A 2,135-nucleotide genomic window follows, 5' to 3' on the forward strand; every position below is an offset into this window, starting at 1 on the left:
CTGCCCTCCGGAATATCCACACGCGCTGGACGATGAAGTTGATGACGGTCGCCGTGCCCTGCGCCACCACGAACGCCACCGGCAGCGCCCAGTCCTGGTAATCCAGAATCCGCAGGGTCAGGTGGTTCAGCCCGACCTGCACCACGAAGGTCAGCGCGTAGAGAACCATGACCTTGACGAAACGCGAGGCGCTGGGCTCGGCCCCGAAGGTCCAGCGCCGGTTGATCAGGTAGGCGGTCAGGGTGCCGGCGACGAAGCCGAGGGCCTTGGCCAGGTCCACCTGGAGCCCGACGACCTTGTAGAGGAAGTAGTACAGGCCGAAGTCGACAACGGCCGAGAAGCCGCCGGTGAGCACGAACCGCAGCAACTGGGTCTTCAGGCTCAGCGGTGGGGGGTGGGCGATCTCGGCCATCGCCGGAAGCTTAGGCGATCGCCCGGCCCGTGATGGGCGCCCGCGGTCCCCGGCTGAGGCCGTTCGGCCCTTGTGGGGGGCGCTGCCGGCCGGACACGATTTGGCACATGGCCGATGATCCGGTGACCGTCCTCGACGAACGTGAGGCATGGAAACTGCTGTCCGGCGTCGCACTCGGCCGGCTGGTGACCTACTTCGGCGCCCAGTTGGAGATCTTCCCGGTCAACTTCGTGGTGCACAGGGGCACGGTGCTGTTCCGCACCGCCGAGGGGACCAAGCTCTTCACCACCGTGATGAACGAGAAGGTGCTCTTCGAGGCCGACGACCACACCGTCGCCGAGGGCTGGAGCGTGATCGTGCGCGGCACCGCCCGGGTGCTCAGCAGCGCCGAGGACATCCGGGAGGCCGACGGGGCCGGGCTGCTGTCGTGGGTGCCCACCGAGAAACTGCGGTTCGTGCGCATCACCCCTACCGAGATCAGCGCCCGCCGCTTCCGGTTCGGGGCCGCCCTGGATCACGGGCACGTCCCGGGCTGAGCGAGTTGTGAGCTACACCCAGTAGGGCACCCGGGCGCGGTACTGCCGCAATGCCAGGCCGGCCGCTGACCACCCCGCCACCGTCAGCGCGATCACCACGATCCAGTGCCGCGGCTCCTGGTGCGCCCCGAGCAGGGGGGCCCGCACGATGTCCAGGTAGTGCAGCAGCGGGTTGAGTTCGATGATCCGCCAGTACTGACCGGCGCCCTGCTTCTCGAGGGTCTCGGCGTTCCAGATGATCGGGGTCATGAAGAACAGCAACTGCACCAGCGAGGAAAGCAGGGGCCCGATGTCGCGGTAGCGGGTGGCCAGGATGCCGAAGCAGAACGACACCCACACGCAGTTCAGCATGATCAGCACCAGGGCCGGCAGCACCGACAGATCGGCCCACGACCACGGCTTGGGATAGATGATCGCGATGATCACGAAGATGACGATGTTGTGCGCGAACAGGATCATCTGGCGCCACACCAGACGGTAGACGTGCACGCTCAATGGCGTCGGAAGCTGTTTGATCAGGCCCTCGTTGGCGATGAACACCTCCGACCCCTCAAGGATCGCAGCGTTGATCATGTTCCAGATGATCAGCCCCAGCGTCACGTACGGAAGATGCTCGGAGAGCGGAAGTTTGAACAGCTTGGAGTAGAGCAGACCCATCGCGATCGCGGTGGTGCCGGTGGCGATGGTGATCCAGAACGGGCCGAGCACGCTGCGGCGGTACTTCTGCTTGATGTCCTGCCAGCCCAGGAACAGCCACAACTCGCGCTTGCGGAATCCCTCGATCAGATCGCCCCGGGCGCGGCCGAAGGTCTTGGACTGGCTGGCCGCCTCGATGATGGTCACGACGGTCCTCCCGTCAGAGGTTGGGGTCGGCTGAATTTCTCTTGACGGCCCATGCGGCGCAGTCGGATCCACTCCCGCAGTCCGGCCGGGTCACGACGGGTGATGAGGAAGTACCAGCCGAACCGCACCCACTCCTGGGGCAGCAGCCGGCGAAGGCCGCGCTGGGACAGCACATAGCCGCGGTTGCGGTAGGTGAAGAACCGCTTGGCCGGGTCGTCGGGGTACTGGGTGTGCATGCGTCCGCCGAGGATCGGCTTGAACTCGTCGCTGCCGTAGGGATGCAGGTAGGCGGTGTCCAGGCAGGTGCCGAACGGCAGGCCGCTGCGCACCAGGCGGCGGTGCAC

Annotated in this window: 3 protein-coding genes and 1 pseudogene; 1 reads left to right on the forward strand and 3 read right to left on the reverse strand. The window is 66.2% G+C overall.

What is annotated here, in order from left to right:
• A partial coding sequence (locus ADBZ5U_RS12420; protein WP_526810624.1) for a GtrA family protein occupies nucleotides 1–412 on the reverse strand: 412 nt, incomplete at its 3' end.
• 107 nt (nucleotides 413–519) lie between these two features.
• Here ADBZ5U_RS12420 and ADBZ5U_RS12425 point away from each other — a divergent pair.
• The gene (locus tag ADBZ5U_RS12425) at nucleotides 520–948 is read left to right on the forward strand and encodes a pyridoxamine 5'-phosphate oxidase family protein (protein WP_526810626.1); all 429 of its coding nucleotides are present in this window, start codon (nucleotides 520–522) and stop codon (nucleotides 946–948) included.
• A gap of 12 nt (nucleotides 949–960) precedes the next feature.
• Here ADBZ5U_RS12425 and wzm read toward each other — a convergent pair whose 3' ends face one another.
• Both wzm and ADBZ5U_RS12435 read right to left on the reverse strand, forming a co-directional pair.
• Complete coding sequence (wzm, locus tag ADBZ5U_RS12430) at nucleotides 961–1,791, reverse strand: galactan export ABC transporter permease subunit Wzm/RfbD (RefSeq protein WP_526810628.1); 831 nt, start codon at nucleotides 1,789–1,791, stop codon at nucleotides 961–963.
• Nucleotides 1,788–2,135: pseudogene (locus ADBZ5U_RS12435) on the reverse strand (galactofuranosyltransferase GlfT1); the annotation flags it as partial. The gene wzm and the pseudogene ADBZ5U_RS12435, both read right to left, overlap by 4 nt.

Source organism: Mycobacterium sp., from assembly GCF_040398885.1.
Taxonomy (GTDB): Bacteria; Actinomycetota; Actinomycetes; order Mycobacteriales; family Mycobacteriaceae; genus Mycobacterium.

Excerpts from the sequence above, each read along its gene's own strand:
- ADBZ5U_RS12425 (WP_526810626.1), top strand. The coding sequence starts at position 520 with ATGGCCGATGATCCGGTGACCGTCCTCGACGAACGTGAGGCATGGAAA.